At 57.5% G+C, this 18529-nt stretch carries 11 protein-coding genes; 5 read left to right on the top strand and 6 right to left on the bottom strand.

What is annotated here, in order from left to right; all coding sequences use genetic code 11:
- Positions 1-38 precede the first annotated feature (38 nt).
- A complete protein-coding gene (locus tag BQ5383_RS09505) occupies positions 39-2387 on the top strand; it encodes an ATP-dependent DNA helicase (protein ID WP_071434996.1) in 2349 nt (782 codons plus the stop codon).
- Positions 2388-2969: 582 nt separating this feature from the next.
- Here the strand turns inward: BQ5383_RS09505 and BQ5383_RS09500 are convergent.
- Positions 2970-3671 (bottom strand): GNAT family N-acetyltransferase, encoded by a 702-nt coding sequence (locus BQ5383_RS09500; protein WP_083390108.1) that lies wholly within the window; start codon positions 3669-3671, stop codon positions 2970-2972.
- 99 nt (positions 3672-3770) lie between these two features.
- On the bottom strand, positions 3771-5822 hold the full coding sequence (locus BQ5383_RS09495; RefSeq protein WP_071431447.1) for a M28 family peptidase: 2052 nt from the start codon (positions 5820-5822) through the stop codon (positions 3771-3773).
- Positions 5823-6406: 584 nt separating this feature from the next.
- Between BQ5383_RS09495 and guaB the strand changes: the two genes are divergently transcribed.
- On the top strand, positions 6407-7882 hold the full coding sequence (guaB, locus tag BQ5383_RS09490) for an IMP dehydrogenase (RefSeq protein ID WP_071431445.1): 1476 nt from the start codon (positions 6407-6409) through the stop codon (positions 7880-7882).
- Between the two features lie 488 nt (positions 7883-8370).
- Here guaB and BQ5383_RS09485 read toward each other — a convergent pair whose 3' ends face one another.
- Positions 8371-9384, bottom strand: a complete 1014-nt coding sequence (locus BQ5383_RS09485; RefSeq protein ID WP_071431443.1) for a helix-turn-helix transcriptional regulator — start codon at positions 9382-9384, stop codon at positions 8371-8373.
- Between the two features lie 332 nt (positions 9385-9716).
- On the opposite strand from BQ5383_RS09485, the gene BQ5383_RS09480 reads away from it, so the two are divergent.
- The 3 genes from BQ5383_RS09480 (at position 9717) to BQ5383_RS09470 (ending at position 12481) form a co-directional block, all read left to right on the top strand.
- The gene (locus tag BQ5383_RS09480; RefSeq protein ID WP_071431441.1) at positions 9717-10472 is read left to right on the top strand and encodes a YaaA family protein; all 756 of its coding nucleotides are present in this window, start codon (positions 9717-9719) and stop codon (positions 10470-10472) included.
- A gap of 111 nt (positions 10473-10583) precedes the next feature.
- Positions 10584-11195 carry an HdeD family acid-resistance protein gene (locus BQ5383_RS09475; protein WP_071431439.1) on the top strand — a complete coding sequence of 204 codons (612 nt, stop codon included), beginning with the start codon at positions 10584-10586 and terminating at the stop codon, positions 11193-11195.
- An 89-nt stretch (positions 11196-11284) separates the two neighbouring features.
- Positions 11285-12481 carry a DUF4272 domain-containing protein gene (locus BQ5383_RS09470; protein WP_071431437.1) on the top strand — a complete coding sequence of 399 codons (1197 nt, stop codon included), beginning with the start codon at positions 11285-11287 and terminating at the stop codon, positions 12479-12481.
- 188 nt (positions 12482-12669) lie between these two features.
- On the opposite strand, the gene BQ5383_RS09465 is transcribed toward BQ5383_RS09470, so the two are convergent.
- The 3 genes from BQ5383_RS09465 to BQ5383_RS09455 all read right to left on the bottom strand — a co-directional run bounded on the left by BQ5383_RS09465 (position 12670) and on the right by BQ5383_RS09455 (position 18507).
- Positions 12670-14019, bottom strand: a complete 1350-nt coding sequence (locus BQ5383_RS09465; protein ID WP_172724611.1) for a hemolysin family protein — start codon at positions 14017-14019, stop codon at positions 12670-12672.
- 274 nt (positions 14020-14293) lie between these two features.
- On the bottom strand, positions 14294-15595 hold the full coding sequence (locus tag BQ5383_RS09460; RefSeq protein WP_071431433.1) for an acyl-CoA dehydratase activase-related protein: 1302 nt from the start codon (positions 15593-15595) through the stop codon (positions 14294-14296).
- A gap of 14 nt (positions 15596-15609) precedes the next feature.
- Positions 15610-18507 (bottom strand): acyl-CoA dehydratase activase-related protein, encoded by a 2898-nt coding sequence (locus BQ5383_RS09455; RefSeq protein WP_076944473.1) that lies wholly within the window; start codon positions 18505-18507, stop codon positions 15610-15612.
- Positions 18508-18529 lie beyond the last annotated feature (22 nt).

The raw sequence follows: 18529 nt of genomic DNA, 5'->3' as shown, positions 1-18529 counted from the left end.
TAGAATGGAAAAAGAAAATGGGGAAGGAGGGAAACGCCATGGGGGAAAGCATCCATCTGGCGGTGCGTCAGCTGTGCGAATTTCTGCTCCACACCGGCAGTATCGACAACCGCTTCGGCGGCGGGGACCGGGCGGCGGAGGGCAGCCGGATCCATCGCAAGCTTCAAAAGGAGGCGGGAGAAGAATACCAGGCGGAGGTCCCTCTTTCCCTGACCGTATCTTTGGGCGGGGAGGAATACTGCCTGGAAGGCCGTGCCGACGGCATCTTTCCCCAGGATGGGCTGTGGGTGGTGGATGAGATCAAAACCGTCTCGGTGCCCCTGGAGCTGATTGACGAGGACTGGGATGCCGCCCACTGGGGGCAGGGATATTGCTATGGCTGGATGCTGGCCCGTCAGCGGCAGCTGGAGCAGGTGGGAGTGCGGCTGACCTATTATCAGGCGGACACCGGGGAGCGGAAGGAATTTTACCGGTGCAGGACCCTGGAGGAGCTGGAGCAGTGGGGGATGGACCTGCTGGAGCAGAACCGCAAATGGGCGGAAGGCCGAAAGAGCTGGAGCCTGCTGCGGGACCAATCCATCCATCAGCTGCCCTTTCCCTTTGAGCGTTACCGGCCCGGGCAGCGGGAGCTGGCGGTGGCGGTATACCGCACCATCAAGCTCAAAAGCAAGCTTTTTTGTCAGGCTCCCACCGGCACCGGCAAGACCATCTCCACCCTGTTTCCCGCCGTCAAGGCTATGGGGGAGGGGATGGGGGAGCAGCTGTTTTATCTCACAGCCAAAACCATCACCCGTCAGGCCGCGGAGGATGCCTTTCATCTGCTGCGGCAGAAGGGGCTGAGAATACGGACTATCACCCTCACAGCCAAGGACAAGATCTGCCCCCTGGAACAGCGGGACTGCAATCCCGAAGTCTGTCCCTACGCCGACGGGTACTATGACCGGGTGCGTCCGGCGGTGTGGGAGCTGCTGGAGAGGGAGGACTGCTTCACCAGAGCCCTGTTGGAGGAGGAGGGGAAGGCCCGCCGCCTCTGTCCCTTTGAACTGGGCCTGGACCTGTCGCTGTGGTGCGATTGCATCATCTGTGACTATAACTATCTCTTTGATCCGGTGGTGAGCCTCCAGCGCTTCTTTGGGGAAAAGAAAGGGGAATACCTGTTCCTTATCGACGAGGCCCACAACCTGCCGGACCGGGCCCGGGAGATGTATTCCGCGCACCTGGTAAAGTCCCGGTTTCTGGAGCTGAAAAAAGCCCTGGGCAAAGGTGGCGGCCCTCTGCGCCGGTCAGTACGGGAGTTAAACAGTCAGTTGGTCCGGGTGCGGAAAGCCTGTGGGGAAGAGGGCAGCAGAACCCTGCCTCAGCCGGAGGAGGAGCTGACCGGCAGCGTGGCCGCTTTTCATGCCGCCGCCGGAGAGTGGCTGGAGGAGCATCGGGAGCCGTCGCCTCTCCGGGGACAGGTGCTGGAACGTTTTTTTGAGGCGGGTTTTTACCTCAAAATTCTGGAGCTGGTAGATGAAAGCTATATCGTCCTGGACAGCTGCCACGGCAGCGAGGTGGTCACCCGGCTCCTGTGCCTGGACCCGGCCCGTCTGCTGGCGGAGCGGATGGCCTGCGGACGCAGCACGGTGCTGTTTTCCGCCACCCTTTCCCCGCTGGATTATTACCGGGATATTCTGGGAGGGGGCAAGGAGGCGCTGCGCCTGTCCCTGGCCTCCCCCTTCCCACGGGAAAACCTGTGCCTGGCGGTGGCGGGACAGGTCAGTATTCGCTATAAAGACCGGGAGAAAAGCCTGGAGCCGGTGGCCGGGATGCTCCATGCCATGACTGCCGCCCGTCCCGGCTGTTACCTGGCCTTTTTCCCTTCCTACCGTTATATGGAGCAGGTGCGGGAGGTATATGCCGCGCGATATCCCGATGATCCCATTCTCTGCCAGACTGGGGATATGGACGAGGAGGCCCGGGAACAGTTTTTGGCCCGGCTGGACGGAAAGCGCCGGCTGCTGGGCTTCTGCGTGATGGGAGGCATCTTCTCTGAAGGGGTGGATCTCCAGGGGCAAAGGCTGCTGGGAGCGGCCATCATCGGCACCGGCCTGCCCCAAATCGGTCCCGAACTGGAGCTGCTGCGGGACTACTTTCAGCGGCAGCGGGGGATGGGCTTTGACTTCGCCTACCGTTTTCCCGGCATGAACAAGGTGCAGCAGGCTGCGGGACGGGTCATCCGGGGGGAGACGGACCGGGGTGTGGTGCTGCTGATTGACAGCCGCTTTCCTCAGAAGGACTATCAGCTGCTGTTCCCCCATCATTGGCAGGGATGGAAGAATGTTTCCACGGCAGAGGACCTGTCCCGGCTGCTGGAGGACTTCTGGAAACAGGGCCAGGAGAAGTAGAGAAAAAACCACCGGCGGTTTATCCGTTTCGAGACTGTAGAAAAAGCAAAATTCAAAATCATAAAAATCAGGACATGTACCTGATTTTTATACCACGACCCGCGCCCACCGGGGCGCGAAACCGGGGGTATCGCCGCCGGTTTCGTCAGGAACCAGGCGGCGCATCCAGGGGGGCTGGGTCCCCCTGGAAGTGTGCCGAATTCCTTCGGCACACTCAGAGGGACATGCGCCTGATTTTTATACCACGACCCGCGCCCACCGGGGCGCGAAACCGGGGGTATCGCCGCTGGTTTCGTCAGGAACCAAGCGGCGTATCCAGGGGGACTGGGTCCCCCTGGAAGTGTGCCGAATTCCTTCGGCACACTCAGAGGGACATGCGCCTGATTTCTATACCACGACCCGCGCCCACTGGGGCGCGAAACCGGGGGTATCGCCGCCGGTTTCGTCAGAAACCAGGCGGCGTATCCAGGGGGACTGGGTCCCCCTGGAAGTGTGCCGAATTTTTTCGGCACGCTCAAAGCGGCTTCGGAGACAATCGCTCCGGAGCCGCTGCTTTTTTCAGTATACTATGGTTTGGTGTTTTTACAGCTCCATTCCCGGAGCCACCTGCTCCAGCACCTCAGGGGACAGGTGGTCCGCCAGGGTTTTACCGGCAGCAGGACGGATCATGCAGTATTGCTTCAGTTCCCCGTCGGTGCAGACGGTGTCAAACAGCTGAAAGCCGTACTGCTCATAAAAGGAGACGTTGCGGACATTATGGGTTTCCAAAGAGGTGAGCAATCCTTTTTGGTCGGCGTATTCCAGCACCGCGGAAAGGAGCTTCCTTGCCAATCCCTCCCCCTGGTGATCGGGGGTGACGGCCAAATAAATAATATGCAGCCTCTGGTCCTGCTCCAGCCGGTCGGTCCAGCGGGAATCCAGATAAGGACCGCCCCGGAGAAAATTGAACAGGGTTTTTAAGGACAGGTCCTCCCGGATCAGGTAAGCGTCGGCTTTCAGGGAATAAAAGGCCTCGTTGGCGTAGTATTCCAGGGGGTTATAGGGCTCGCTCTCATCATCCACAATGATCAGGCCATTGATATCGGGGCTGTCGGCGTAGATCTGGCAATCAGACATCATCTGGCCAATATCGCAGCTGAACAGCTCCGGCAGGGCCCGGCTGCGTACTTCCGGGTCCGGGATCAGATGGCAATACAAGGGGTCCTTGGCAAAGCACTGGGTCAAAATCTCTACCATACGGGGGAAATCCCGCTCCCCCAGGCGGTAAAGTCGGTCTGTTTCCATAAATGCTCCAATCTTGTTTGTTTTGGTCAGGCTGCGGGCGGCATTCTCCAAACTTTCGGGAAAAAGCGCCTCTTTCTCCCGGGGATGCCGGCCAAAAGCTTATCCTCTGGCTTCGTCCAGCATCTGGGCCAGCTTCAGCAGGTTCTGTGTTTCCTGCTCCGCCAGACGTTCCAGCAGCTGCTGCTGATCCTGCCGGGCCTGTTCCAAAGCCTTTTTCTCCCCTGCGAACGCGCCGGGGGTGCGATCCTTTTTGTCCTTCAGGGAACGGATCACACGGGACAGGTCCTGCCAGCCCACGATCCGTCCCGCGCCCCACATCAGCCGGTCCGCCGGCTGCCGCAGCACCGCGTCGGTGAAATAACGGCATACCTCCTGGTCAAAATCCAGAACATAACAGTTGTTGTCCACTTCTGCCAGCAGAGACAGCGCTTCGGTGCGCCATCCCTTTTCCAGGGCCTCCCAGGCGCCCTCCAGCCGGTCCAGATTGTACTGGGGGATCTGATGAGGGAAGCAGGCGCTGTCGTGCCAGGTGAGACGAGTGAAGCTGTCCTGAGCAAAGCGGAAGGCCTTTAACAAAGCGGCGGTCATCTCACGGGCCCGGTCATGAAGCTGCCGGGAGCGCTGATCCTCCCGCCGGGGATATCTGGCGCAGAGGGACTCCAGCCGCCAGACCTCCTCCGCTGCCAAACGGGCGGCTTGTCCCGCCCTTTCACAGGCGTTTTGCAGCTTTTCCGCCAGCTCCGAAGGCAGCCGCTTCATATTGATGGTGCTGTGAAGCGCGGACAGCAGGGGGAAGAAATCCAGAGGCGCTACCGAAGTGCTGTCAAAGGCCATCATCAAAAGGCCGTAGAACTCATGGTGGAAGCGGTACACATCCTCGTCATAGGCGTCGGTGGTATCGAACTGGGAGTGATAGTGGGTCTCCATAAAGCTGCCGTCCCCGAACTCGTTGACCATGGAGGGCACCCCGCCGATGGAGAAGGAGAAGTCATCGGACCAGGTCTGCACCGGGCAGATGACCCCCACGCCTCCGGGATAACACTCCCGCTCGGGGACGTTGCGGATAAACTCCTCCAGAAAGGTCTTGTACTCGTAGACGCTGCGGACCTTGTGGCGGGTGTCATGGGAGAAGGCGGGCAGCTCCAGGTTCAGGTCCGCCACCACCTTTCCGGCCCATTCGGGATGGACCCGGAAAATCTGGTTATAAGCGCCGGTGCTCCAGTCGTACCGGCTGTCGATGACGCCCCACTCCTCAGCAGCCAGAGCGCAGAACATGAGGGTTTTCCGGGGCTTGTAGCCGCTTTTGACCAGGGCCCGGGCAATGCCCAGCATCAGAGCCACAGCAGCATTGTCATCCTGGAAGCCATGGAAATAGGAATCATAATGGGCGCTCATCAGCACGATCTGCTCCGGGTCCTCTCCGGGGATACAGCCGGTGACGTTGAAGCTGGTGGTTTTGGGCATGATGGTGGACTTGGCGCTGAACCACACCTTTCCGCCGGTGCCCTTGGTGATGCCCAGAGCCCGGATCATCCGGTTGGCGTCAGCCCGGGACATACAGAAAGCGGGAGCCTCCTTAGGTCCGCAGAAGTCCTGGGTATTGAGGGCGGCGGAATCCACCTGGGCGTAGCCGCTGTCCTGAACGGCGATAAGGGCTGTGGCCCCTTTCAGGTGGGCCTGATAGGCGGGAAAGTTGATCCACCACTCATCCCGCTGGTTGATCTCCGCCAGCACCAGCTTGCCCCGGACATCCAAGCCCTGGTAATCCTCGGCGGCTCCTCTGCCCACATAAACGATCTCATATTCATGGCGGCCGTTTGTGTCAAATTCGGTCTGATAGCCCCCCAGCTGGCAGACATATTTTTGCCCGTCCCGGTCCACGAAGGAGAGCCGGGCGTGGTTGAAGTCCCAACCATCCAGTGTGAAGGGGTCCCGGGTCACCTGGGAAAGCCCCATCTCCTCCATCTCCCGGGCCAGCATTTCCCCGGTCAGCCGTTCCGCCTGAGAACCGGCGGTGCGGTAGCCCAACACCTCATTGGTGCGGTAATGCTCCATTTTACGGGCAAGGCGGTAGGAGCCGTCCACGTCGATCTGTTTGAGATAGGCTTCCCACGCCGTCTGCCTTGTCTGTCTGAGCCATTCTTTTGCCATTCATCCAGCCTCCTGTGTCAATACTTAACATATGAATGGTAAATCCCTTTTTCCTCCTTGTCAAGTACCGCGGACTGCTCAAAGGATTTATCGTCTTCCCCAGGCGGCTTCCGCCCCCGGAGATCGGCGCTGCTGTGGGTGAAAAGGTCCTTTTTCCGCTGTCAAAACAGACGGCATACCCGCAGCCCGGTAAAAAGCAGAAGGGATTTTGAGGAAGGGAAAGAAGGGGGACAATCCCTTTTCCAGGGCAGGGTTGTGTGGTATAATAAATAAAAACGTGGCTTCATTGCTCTTCATTCTCCCCCTGGCGGCACAGAGCGGACAGTTTGGAGAAAGCCGGAAGCTCATCCCCGCCGTGGGACACAGGGGCGATTTTGTCCGCCGACAGCAGCTGATCCACAGAAAAAGCAGAAGTTGTGTAATAAAGCTAATTTTCCTCCAAAGTGTCGGAAAAAGTTGTATTCTGTCGGAGAACATTTCTCTTGAAATGATAGCTGCCATCAGGTAGAATAATATCTAATCACCTATCGGAACCGGCCCATTACGCCGTCCCGTCATCACTAAAGATTTCAAAGGAGGAAACTATGCTTAACACTGATTTCGCCAGCAAATTCAGACCGGAAGCTCTTACCTTTGACGATGTTCTCCTGGTTCCAGCCAAGTCGGACGTCCTGCCCAATCAGGTCAATGTCAAATCCGTCCTGGCCCGTGATGTGGTCCTCAATACTCCCATCATCACCGCCGCTATGGACACCGTGACCGAATCCCAGATGGCCATCGCCATTGCCAGAGAGGGCGGTATCGGCGTCATTCACAAGAATATGCCCATCGCGCAGCAGGCTGATGAGGTGGACAAGGTCAAGCGTTCTGAAAACGGCGTCATCTCCAATCCCTTTTTCCTCTCTCCCGAGCATATGGTCACCGACGCGGACGAGCTGATGGCCAAATACCGCATCTCCGGTGTTCCCATCTGTGAGGCGGACGGCAAGCTGGTGGGTATCATCACCAACCGTGACCTGAAGTTCATGACCAGCTATGATGTGAAAATCAAAGAAGTGATGACCAAGGAAAACCTGATCACCGCCCCCCAGGGCACTACTCTGGATCAGGCCAAGGCCATTCTGATGAAGCATAAGATCGAAAAGCTGCCCCTGGTGGATGAGGCGGGTCATCTCAAGGGCCTTATCACCATCAAGGACATTGAAAAGGCGGTCCAGTATCCCAATACCGCCCGGGACAAGTCCGACCGGCTGCTGTGTGCCGCCGCCATCGGTGTTTCCCACGATTTGGAGGAGCGTGTTGCCGCTCTGGCCAAGGCCCAGGTAGACGTACTGGTTATGGACAGCGCTCACGGCCACAGCGCCGGTATCATGAAGGCGGTACAGATGGTCAAGCACCTGTATCCTGATATCGCTCTCATCGCCGGCAACGTCGCTACCGCCGAGGCCACCGAAGCCCTCATCAAAGCGGGCGCCGACTGCGTCAAGGTTGGTATTGGTCCCGGCTCCATCTGCACCACCCGTGTGGTAGCCGGTGTTGGCGTACCTCAGGTTTCCGCTGTGTATGACGCCGCCTGCATGGCAGCCAAGTATGGTATCCCGATCATCGCTGACGGTGGTATCAAGTATTCCGGCGATATCGTCAAGGCGCTGGCCGCCGGAGCCAATGTGGTCATGCTGGGCTCCATCCTGGCCGGCTGCGACGAGGCACCCGGCGAGGAGGAGATCTTCCAGGGCCGCCGCTTCAAGGTCTATCGCGGCATGGGCAGCCTGGCGGCTATGGCCAAGGGCAGCAAGGACCGGTATTTCCAGGAGGACAGCAAGAAGCTGGTTCCTGAGGGCGTTGAGGGCCGTGTACCTTACAAGGGCTCTGTGGCTGATACCATCTTCCAGCTGATGGGCGGCGTCCGGGCCGGTATGGGTTACTGCGGCTGCGGCACCATTGCCGAGCTCCATGAGAAGGCCCAGTTCGTCAAGATCACCGGCGCTGGTCTCAAGGAGAGCCATCCTCACGACATTTACATCACCAAGGAAGCGCCCAACTATTCCACCTCTATGTAATAGCTTTGGGGAAAGTTTCCCTTTATGCGGCGGCGGGCTGAAAGCCCGCCGCTGTAGTTTGTTGGGGGAAAAGATATTTTCGGCGTACCCCAAAGACGGAACACGGCTTTGGGGGGAATGTCCCATCCCATTTTGGATAAGAGGCGCAAAACCAGCTTCCATTCTCCCGGTATTCCGGTCTGATGGGGCGGGGATAAAACGCAACCCCACATCCTGCGTTTTATGCTTTTAAATAAAATCCCTTTGCAGCCAATGCTTTTGAACAGCTTGTATGTTCTCCTTCGTGAAGCGGACAGCCTTTGGCCAAAGAGACTGCACCAGTGCGCAGCAGCCGTTTCAGGTTCCAGACAGGCAGTTTTGGGCATGGAAAATCCTTTTTTACAGGCGTCAAAAAAAGAAGTCCCGCCCCACCCTGCACAGTGGAACGGGACTTTGTGGACTTTTTTGTTTCAGAACAGCCGGATGCCCTTGATCCAGGGGCCTTTCCCTTATTGGGCGGTGACAGGATCGTAGGAAGCCAACACTTTGTCGGCCTGTTCCCGCAAGGCCTGGCGGGCGCTTTCGGGCGAAAGGATTTCCGCGCCATCCCCCAGGGCGAAGATCCATCCCAGGAACTGCGGGCTCAGCTGTACCCGCACGACGGCGATAAAATGATTGCGGTCCTCATCCGGCTGAACAAAGACATCCTTTCCAAACCGGTCCACCACCACATTGGCCAGGTCGTTATGGAACCTCAGACGGACCTGCTCTTCCTGGCCGCTGAACATCCCCAAAACCCCTTTGGCATAGCTGCCCATATCGAAGCGCTCAAACAATTCCTGACCTTCCCGGGGGCTTTTGCTCAGCTGAATATCGCTCATTTTATCCACCCGATAGTGCTTGGTCTGTTTGTCTTCACTGTCGTAAGCGATGAGGTAATAGTTTTCATTGTCCCAGCACAAAGCCCAGGGGCTGGCGCTGTAGCGGTTGCCCTCATGGCGGTACCTTTTCTGAACCTGCTCCCCGCCGTCAAAACGGATGCTCCAGGAAAAATACCGGAAACTGATGCGCCGGTTGGTGGAAATGGCGTTGTGAAGCTTATCGATATTGTAATAAATACTTTCGTTCATGGTTTTGATGCGGTTGGTCACATAAACCTGCCGCTGGAGCATCCGGGCTTGGTGGATGCTGGTGAGCCCTTCCAGCTTTTTGATCAGTTCCTGAGATTTTTTGTGGGTGAGAAAACGGGAGGACTGGATGGCGTCCACCAATAGTTTCAATTCCGCCAGTTCAAAGGTGTGGCTGAGAAGATAATACCGATGCCCGGTGCGCTGTACATCCAGTCCGTAGCTGCGCAGCGCCTCCATATCATCATACAAGCTTTTCCGCTCCGCCGTTACATTGTAGCGCTCCAATTCCCTCAGTAGTTCCGCAATGGTCATACCATGGTCATTGTCGGTATGCTGCTGCAAAATTTGCATCAAATATAAAAGCTTCAGCTTCTGGTTGGGATTCCTTGCCATTGCTGTGTCCCCCTTTGAGCCATCCTTTCAGAAAGCTTTCTTTCTTTTTCTCATTATACTACAATTATACACAAAAATAAAGGCGTATTGTTCTTTTTAATTGTATAAAATCCTTATAAAGCATGAGGCTTTCAGCAAAAACAGGTAAATACTGAGGTTTTGCTGAGACGGAAGGAATTTTTGGGGAAAGATGAAAAAGAGAAAAGAACCGTTTTCCCCAAAAAGAAATGGGATTTGTGTTTCCTCGCGGTTCGTGGTACACTGAGCAATAGAAGCGGACACATTCCCGCCCCGGCGGCAATGTGGCTGCCTGAAATGAGGTGGGATGATCCATGAAAGTAATCCTGTCCCCGGCACGCCGGTTTCGCCGGTGCGCACCGGATCAGCTGCCTGAGCTGACCCGGCCAAGATATCAGCAGCAAGCCGGGATGCTGCTGGAGCAGCTGCGGCAGCTGAGCCCCTGGCAGCTGGAAAGCCTGCTGAAGGTAAACCCGGAGCTGGCGCTGGATGCCTTCGGCTGGTACAGGGATATGGAGCTGAACCATGCCGGCGGTACAGCAGCCATACTGGCTTATCAGGGAATGGTCTATCGGAGCCTGAGAGCAGAGACCTTCAACAGGCAGGAGTTTGAAAACGCCCAGGAAAAATTGGTGCTGTGCAGCGCTTTTTATGGACCGCTCAGGCCCCTGGACGGCATTGAGCCCTACCGTCTGGAACTGGACAGTCTGTTCCGCCCCGGAGATCAGAAGCTCCGCAGTTTCTGGGGAGATGGTTTTTATCAGGCTGCTTTTGAGGATGGCGGACCGGTGGTGGATTTGGCGTCCAAAGAATACAGCTCGGCGGTTTCCGCCTTTCTTCGCCCTGGGGACAGAATGATAGAATGCCGTTTTCTCACCTGGAAGAGAGGAAAGCTCCGCACCATCGTTACCGACGCCAAAGGCGCCCGGGGCGCCATGGCCCGCACCATCATCCGGGAGGGCTGGCAGCGTCCTGAGCAGCTGACGGCCTTTGAGGAAGGCGGTTTTCAGTACAGTCCGCAGCTGTCGGGGGAAAACCTGATGGTATTTGTTCGCCATTCTGAGGGATAGAAGCCAAAGGATGCTGTCGGGGCGGTATCCGGGAGGGATGGCTGCGCCGCTGCGCTGAACAAGGCGGATTTTCTGTGAGATGAAGGCCTGAAAGAAAGGGATGTAAACAGGATGAAAAAAAGAAAGTTTTCTGAAAACGGTATGATGTTCTGGATTTGCCTGATCCTGGGACTGGTGCTTCTGATCTGGCCCGATCTGTCCACCCGATTGATCTGCTTTGTCCTGGGCGCCATTCTGGCGGCGGTGGGGATCGTTCGGATCGCGCTGTACTTTATCCGGGACAGCTACCTGGGCCTGCTGCGGCAGGATCTGACAGTGGGTCTGCTGTGCCTGGGCGGCGGTGGATTTCTGCTGTTCTGGCCGCAAATGGTGGCCTCTTTCCTGCCGGTGCTTTTTGGCCTGCTGCTGCTGGTGGCGGGAGCGGACCGGCTCCAGGCGGGAATGGATCTGCGGCGGATGGGCTCCAGTTACTGGCTGGGCACCATCATTGCCGCGCTGGTGACGCTGATACTGGGTGCGGTGGTGCTGGCCAATCCCTTTGATACGGCGCTGCTTCTCATCCGGTTTATCGGCGTTTCACTGGTGGTGGTGGGCTGTGCCGGCCTGGGGACATCCATGCTGGTTTCCCGCATGGTACGGGATTTTTATGCGGACCGTTTTGGGGACCCCGGTCCGATTGAAGTGGAAGCGGTGGATGTCACTGACAAGGAGCAAGACCGGTAAGAAACGGCTGCTTTTATCCCCAGGTTCCACCTGAAAGATGCGAATTACCTGCCCCGCAAATTGACTGATCATACTGGAGGTTTTGATCCATGGCACAAATACAGCTGAATCTTTACACCCCTGTTCGGGAGCCCACAGCACTGCTGAAGGCTGTACAGGAAGGTTTGGCGCCTTTTATCACAAAGACAACGCCCCATCAGCTGGAGCAGTCCGGCCAGGAAATGGCTGAGCTGGAATTGATGGACGGCACAGCGCTGACAGTAAGAATGTACTATGATCCGGTGTTCCTCATAGGATATTTGGCACAGATGGTGAATTTTTTCCGCCGGATGGAGACTTCCCATCCCCGGGCAAAGGCTTTTGTGCTCAGCTGTGTGCCCAAGTTTCAGGGAATGGTGAGCATCCGCTTTGAGACTACGGAGGAGAAGGCCCGTACCAACTGCCTGATGGGAGGAATCTTTATGGCCGCTGCCCGCCTGGATGCGCTGACCGCGGCTGCGGATGGTTCTCTGTATCAGCCTGACGGCAGGCTGCTCCTTGGAGCGTCCGGGGACAGCCAGGTGGGAGAGGAAGAGCTGGAGGAGTTCGGAACCTCTGAGACGGCACAGCCAGGGGAGAATGGGCAAAAGAGTTCCCCCACAAGTGAGAACCGGGAGCTGCTGGCTGCCCGTGGAATTGATACCCCACGGGAGCTGACGGCTTTTGTGGGGGAGCATCCCTCCTGCCAGCGGACCGCTGAGGAGATCGCCCATCGGGCGTCAGCGCTGTTTGCGGCTGCTGTCTGCGCCGAAACGATTCAAAATGGCGCGGCTCCTTTGGTGGCAAAGAAGGTAGTGGAACGGTTGAATCAAACTCTGGGAGGGGGCTTGATGGAATGGACCACCTCCCGGGAGAGGGCCTATCTGGAAGATGAAAAGCCCCCCATGGGAGACACCATTGATTTTGCCTGGAAATATGAGGCCTGCCAGGTGCTGCTGTGGGTGTTGGGACACCGGGAACTGTCTTTCCCGGACCGCGGCTGCAATGCCACGGGAATCGGCAGCGTGTTATGGAATTGCGGCGGTATGGAAAAGCTGCTGACGGCCCGGCCCCATCGGACGGAGGAAGAGATTTGGCAGCAGGCAGATCTTACTTTCCGCTGTCAATGGGCTTGCAGGCAGGCGGCAGCACAGCGGAAAGGGATGCCCGGCAAGCTCAATCAGGGTGTGGTTTACGAGCGGGCCTGGGCTTTCAGGTGGCTGCTGGGAGATGGAGATTGGGAAGACATGGACCCCAATCGGGCATAAAAGGGGCTGTCAATCAAAATCCGATGGATCCTGAGGATTTTGGAATCTGAACCAGCCGCGGTACATCTTTGAAAAAGGGCCGCTTTCCGGCGGAAGCTGGGGAGCGGCTTTTTGTCTTCATATATAAAGCCCCCGGAGAGATTATTCTCGCCGGGGGCTTTATTCTTCATGGTCATATGCGGGGGGTATTACCGCCGCTTTTTATCCTTCTCGTCAGGCTGGGTCTGCTCCTCCGGTTCCGGCTGCTTTTTGGCCGCAACTTTCAGAATCTGCCGTTCATTTGCCTCCATAACGGTGAAGGTAATGTCGTCGATCATCACAGAGGGATGCTCTCCAGGCTCGGGAATCCGGTCCAGCAGACCGATGAGCAGGCCGCCCAGGGTTTCGTAATCCTCCTCCCGGTACTGGTCCAGATCGCACCCCAGCAGCCGCTCCACCTCCGACAGGTCGATATCTCCGTCCAGTGTGTAGGTGTCCGGGGCCACGCAGGTGGCTTCCTCCTCCTCCTGATCGTACTCATCCTGAATATTGCCCACAATGGATTCCAGCAGGTCCTCCATGGTAACAATACCGGAGGTGCCACCGTATTCGTCCACCACCACGGCAATCTGCACCTTTTTGGCGCTCAGGTGGGAAAAGAGGTCCCGGCAGCGGGTGGATTCCGGCACAAATACCGCCTCCCGCATATAGTCCTTCAGGGAAAAAGGAGTGCCGGGATCGGTGAGGATCAGGGGCAGCAGATCCTTGACGTTGAGGATACCCTTGACATCATCCAGGTCCTCCCCCACCACCGGGATACGGGAAAAGCCGAACTGCACCGAAAGGCCCACCGCTTCCGCAAGGGTAGCGTCTTCCTCCAGGAACTTCACATCGGTCCGATGGGTCATGATCTCGTTGGCGGTGCGGTAGTCAAACTCAAAGACATTGTTGATCATGTCCCGCTCCCGCTGGTTGATGCCGCCGCTCTCCTCGCTGACATCCATGAGCATCCGGATATCTTCCTCGGTAACGTTCTCCTGTCCTTCCCGGTATTCCGCACCCAACAGAGCGCAGAGACCGCCCACCGCCCAATCAATGATGATCCGCAGCGGGGTAAACAAAATCAGGAACAGGCGGGCCAGAGGAGCCAGGGAATAAGCCAGCTGCTCCGCTGACTGGGCGCCGATGCGTCTGGGGACGCCCCGGGAAAAGATGAGGATAAACAGGGTGCCCACCAGCATGGATACCAGGGCTTCCACTCCCTGGCCCCAAGGCGTGCCCCGGTATTGTTCCGGCAGCAGCTGAAGGCTGACAAAGAACCGGCTGAGAAAAGCCACCGCGCAAAGATGGAAGAAGGTATAAGCGGTGCGCATACCGGAAGAAAACCGGCTGGGACTGCGGAGCATCCGCTCCACCAGCTGCTGATTTTTTTCCTCGCTGTCTCCTTTTTTGATGCGGCTGTCAGGAATGGCGATAATGGCATTCTGACAGAGCACCACCACCGAGCCTAGAAACAAAAAGATCAGAAACAGTATGAAACTACCTGCGTCAGGGTCCATGGCCTTGTAAAAACCTCCGTTTTTCATTGTTGTCATTTGTTGGAACAGGGCAAAAAACCGCGCCCTTTTTTCCAGTATGCTACCAGTTTACAATAGAAGCCGGGTGATGTCAATTTTTTCGCCGGAATTGGGGAAAAAGAGCAAAAATTTTATCTGCCCCTCTGCCGGTCCCCACACCAGCAGCTGTAAAATGTCCCCTCCCGGAGCCGATCGTCAGGGATTGGCGCAGAAGGGGACATTTTTTACTATTCTGCCGGTGGGCAGTCTTTTTTCCTCACACCCCTGCCGGCTGAGGTTCTCCGCTTTTTTCCGCCAGCCGTTCCTTGGCCACCGAGAGCATCAGCTTGATACGGTTCTCCTGATTGACACGGGTGGCGCTGGGGTCATAGTCGATGGGAACGATGTTGGCGTCGGGGAAGATGGAGGTGATGCGGCGGATCATTCCTTTGCCCACAATGTGGTTGGGCAGGCAGCCGAAGGGCTGGGTGCAGACAATGTTGCCATAGCCCTGTTCTGCCAGCTCCATCATCTCGCCGGTGAGCAGCCACCCCTCACCCATCTTGCAGCCGTAGCCGATGACCCCTTTGACCAGCTTTTTCACATGGCTGTAGGGGGAGGGCACCACAAAGCCGGGTACCTTCTTCACCGCCTCGATGAGGGTGGTTTCCATACTGGTCAGATAGTCCATAAAGGTCTTGACCGCGGCATACTTCACCGCGTTGCCGCCGTAGAGCTTGATATCCTCCAGACGGTTATCCACCTTGAAGAGCATAAAGCCCATCAGCCCCGGCACCATCACTTCACAGTCCTGCTCCGCCAGGAAGGCTTCCAGGTTGTTGTTGCCAAGGCTGGCGTATTTGACGTAGATCTCACCTACCACGCCCACACGGACCTTGGGCTTGGAGCGGTCCACAGGGATGGCGGCGAAAGCCTGGGCGATGCTGTCCAGATATTTTTTCTGTTCCGCTCTGCCATAGCCCTTGCCGATCTTGAACTGGCCGGCCAGCTTTTCCACCCAATGGGCCACCAAAGCGTCGGTTTCCCCTTTATGGATCTCATAGGGGCGGGTCTGGTTGCTCAGCAGCATCAGCAGGTCCCCGTACACCAGCCCGGCGATCATCTTGCGGATCATGGGCAGCGTCAGCTTGAACCCGGGATTCTTCTCCATGCCGGAGAGGTTGATGGACACCACCGGTATGTAATCCAGTCCGGCCTTCTTCAGGGCCTTGCGCAGCAGATGGATGTAGTTGGAGGCCCGGCAGCCGCCGCCTGTCTGAGAGATGAGCAGAGCGGTTTTATGCAGGTCGTACTTGCCGCTGTGGAGGGCGTCCATCATCTGGCCGATGACCAGCAGTGCCGGGTAGCAGGTGTCGTTGTGGACATATTTCAGCCCTTCCTCCACCACCGAATGTCCGTTATTCTGCAGCAGCACCACGTTATAGCCGCTGTTGTCAAACACCGTCTTGATGATGCCGAAATGGATGGGCGCCATCATGGGGATGAGGATGGTGTATTCCTCTTTCATCTCCTTGGTAAACAGCAGCCGTCCCTTTTCATCATAAACAAGCTTTGCCAAAAAGGTTTGCCTCCTTACTCCAGACCGGTGGCGGCAAAGAGGCTTCTCAGCCGGATCTTTACCGCGCCCAGGTTGGTGATTTCATCGATTTTGATCTGGGTATAGATCTTTCCTTCCGCCTCCAGGATCTCCCGCACCTCGTCGGTGGTGATGGCGTCCACGCCGCAGCCGAAGGAAACCAGCTGCACCAGATTCATGTCCGGCTGGGTGGCGATATACCTGGCCGCCGCATACAGGCGGGAATGGTAGGTCCACTGGTTGAGCACCCCGGTGGGGAACTTCTGCACATTGCAGCTGACGGAATCCTCGGAGATGACTGCCACGTTGAAACCGGCAATGAGCTTGTCGATGCCGTGGTTGATCTCCGGGTCTACATGATAAGGCCGTCCCGCCAGGACGATGATGGGCCGTCCTTCTTTTCTGGCCCGGTCCACAATCTCCTTCTCCCGGGCCCGCACCCGGACAAAGTAGGCGTCATAGGATTCATATGCTTCATCCGCCGCCGCCTTGACATCCCGCAGGGGGATATCGCCGAAATAACGGCAGAGGATCTCGTGGATCTTTTTGGGGAAGTCCTTCCTCCGGTGGATGCCCACATAGTCGGTGATGAAGTTCACCTTGCCGATATCGGGCATATTGGCGGCGATCACCTCGGGATAATAGGCCACCACCGGACAGTTATAGTGATTGTCTCCCAACCCCTCGTCCAGGTTGTAGCTCATGCAGGGATAGAAGATGGTATGTACCCCTTCATGGATCAGGGCCTCCACATGGCCGTGCATCAGCTTGGCGGGGAAGCAGACGGTATCGGAGGGAATGCTGCTCTGGCCGCTGAGGTAGAGCTCCCGGTTGGATGCGGGGGAATGGACCACCTCAAAGCCCAGCCGGGTAAAGAAGGCATACCAGAAGGGAAGCAGCTCATACATATTCAGCCCCATGGGCAGCCCCAGCTTGCCCCGTGAGCCTTTGATGGGCTGATAGCTCCGCAGCAGCTCCAGCTTGTACTGGTAGATGTTCTCGCTGTCATCCTGAGCCTTTTTGGTGACGGGACGTTCACAGCGGTTGCCGCTGATGAAGCGCCGTCCGCCGCTGAAGGTGTTCACCGTCAGCTGGCAGTTGTTGCTGCATCCGCCGCAGGCCACCGCCCGCACCTCATGGGTGAAATGCTCCAGATCCTCCAGACCCAGCATGGTGGTGGAATCCGCGCCCTTCTCCAGGGCATAGAGGGCCGCGCCGTAGGCGCCCATCAGTCCGGCGATATCCGGGCGGACCACATCCACCCCCAGCTCCTGCTCAAAGGCACGAAGCACGGCGTCGTTGAGGAAGGTACCCCCCTGCACCACGATATGTTCTCCCAGCTGCTGGGCGTTGGCGCAGCGGATGACCTTGTACAAAGCGTTCTTGACCACCGAGATGGACAGACCCGCCGAAATGTTCTCAATGGAAGCGCCGTCCTTCTGAGCCTGCTTGACCGAGGAATTCATAAACACGGTGCACCGGCTGCCCAGGTCCACCGGATGGTCGGCGAAGAGCCCCAGCTTGGCAAAGTCAGCGATGGAGTAGCCCAAGGCGTTGGCGAAGGTTTGCAGGAAGGAGCCGCAGCCGCTGGAGCAGGCCTCATTGAGGAAGATGTTGTCAATAGCGCCGGAGCGGATCTTGAAGCACTTGATGTCCTGGCCGCCGATGTCGATAATGAAGTCCACCTGGGGCAGGAACTTTTTGGCGGCGGTGAAATGGGCCACCGTTTCCACCACGCCGTAATCCACACCGAAGGCGTTGCGGATGATGTCCTCACCATAGCCGGTGACAGTGCCGCCCTTCAAAGTGATCTTGGGATAGCGATGGTAAAAGTCCAGCAAAAACTGCCGCACCAGAGGAACAGGGTTGCCGTTGTTGGACTGGTAAACAGAGGTGAGAAGCCGTCCCTGGGGATCGATGACCGCCGCTTTCAGGGTGGTGGAACCGGCGTCGATGCCGATATAGGCAGGGCCCTCATAAGTTTCGGGATCGGCGGTGACAGCCACGTCCCGGTTGTGCCGGGCACAAAACTCCTCATATTCCTGCTGGTTGTGGAACAGGGGAGGCATAGTGGCGTAACGGCCCTGGGTGTGGTACTGCTGCAGACGCTCCAGAGCAGCTGCCAGATCGATCTCCTCGCTGGCGCAGAAGGCCGCGCCCATGGCTACATAATACAGGGAATTTTCCGGGCAGACGCCGGTGGTATGAAGGGTCTTGTCAAAGCTCACCCGCAGCTGAGGCAGGAAGGTGAGGGGACCGCCCAGATAGATGACCTTGCCGGTGATCTCCCGGCCCTGGGCCAGTCCGGCGATGGTCTGGTTGACCACGGCATAGAAGATGCTGGCGGCCACATCGCTCTTTTTGGCTCCCTGGTTGAGAAGGGGCTGGATGTCGCTTTTGGCGAAAACGCCGCACCGGGAGGCGATGGTATAGATCTTTTCATGCTCCTGTGCCAGGGTGTTCATCTCATCGGCGGACACACCCAGCAGCGTGGCCATCTGGTCGATGAAGGCGCCGGTTCCTCCCGCGCAGGAGCCGTTCATCCGTACCTCCATGCTGCCGGAGAGGAAAAGGATCTTGGCGTCCTCGCCCCCCAGCTCAATGATAACGTCCCCGTCAGGGATCAGCTTCTTGGCGGCCACACGGGTGGCGTATACTTCCTGGACAAAGGGGATGCCGCAGCTGTCCGCCATACCCATGCCCGCAGACCCAGAAATGGTCAGCTTGGCTGTCTGCTCCTGGGGAAAACGTTCCCGCACCTGGCTGAGCAGCTGGGCTGTCTTTTGGGTGATCTGGGAAAAATGCCGCTCATAGGACTGATACAGCAGTTTTCCCTCTTCATCCATCGCTACGCATTTAATCGTTGTCGAACCAATGTCCAAACCGATTCTCATACCATCAACCATCCATTCTGCC

Origin of the sequence: Angelakisella massiliensis (genome assembly GCF_900104675.1) — a bacterium.
GTDB classification, from domain to species: Bacteria; Bacillota; Clostridia; order Oscillospirales; family Ruminococcaceae; genus Angelakisella; species Angelakisella massiliensis.
The sequence above is the reverse complement of the archived record's forward strand: the minus strand, read 5'-3'. Positions and strand labels throughout refer to the sequence as shown.